At 63.0% G+C, this 741-nt stretch carries 1 protein-coding gene; it reads right to left on the bottom strand.

The genetic code is table 11. The annotated features are described in order from the left end of the window. Nucleotides 1–411 precede the first annotated feature (411 nt). Nucleotides 412–741 (bottom strand): phasin family protein (locus tag WDW90_RS37710; protein ID WP_336492818.1); only part of this gene is annotated, 330 nt, incomplete at its 5' end.

Here is a 741-nt window from a genome sequence, read left to right as displayed (position 1 = left end):
GACGAGGTCCTTGGTTTCCTTGTGCTTGCGCAGAACCGGGAACAGGTGCTCCTCTTCCAGCTGGGCCAAGAGCTCCAGCTCGGACTTGAGGTCCCCCAGGAGGCGCTCGCGCGTCTTCACCGCATTGTTCGAGGTGTCAGCGAGGGCCACGAAGAGCTCGTTTGCTTTCGTGGGGCTGGTTTGTATCAACTGCCTGATCGTGTTCATTGTTTTCCTCGTAGCATGTTGGAAAGTGTTTTATCGCCGCGCGGCTAATCTGACTATTGTTTGTTTGGCCGGCTTCGGTTGTAAGTTTACGAGCGGCGTGACTGCAGAAACAATCGTCAGTCCAGGCTGCCTGGTAAAGGCGATCTGACGCCGCCCTCTGGTCTGCCGCCGAGCCCCGATGTGCGCGGGCCAGGTGGTGACACCTCAGCGCACGGCGGTCGGGCTCTGCTGGCCCGCGCTGGAGAAGGTCTTGCTGGCCTCCTCGACCGCACGGACCAAGGTCTGGGCGATGGTGCGGCTGTCCTGCACCGTGTGCTGCAGGCCCTCGCGAGCCAGCTCGCTTTGGATGGCCGCGAATTCCTGAACCGACCTGGCCTGGGTCAGCCGGTTCAGCCCGTCGAGATTGCGCCGCCACTGCTTCTGGCTCAGCTCGACCCAGCTGCGCGAGGCATCCTGGTAGGCTTGGGTCAGGACCGTGCCGCAGCGCGTGACGGCCTCCAGGTTTTGCTTGGACTGGCGGGCGAGGCGCTCGCT

This window comes from Methylobacterium nigriterrae (genome assembly GCF_037106235.1).
GTDB lineage: Bacteria > Pseudomonadota > Alphaproteobacteria > Rhizobiales > Beijerinckiaceae > Methylobacterium > Methylobacterium nigriterrae.
Note: the sequence above shows the minus strand (reverse complement) of the source record. Positions and strands in the feature narration are given on the sequence as shown.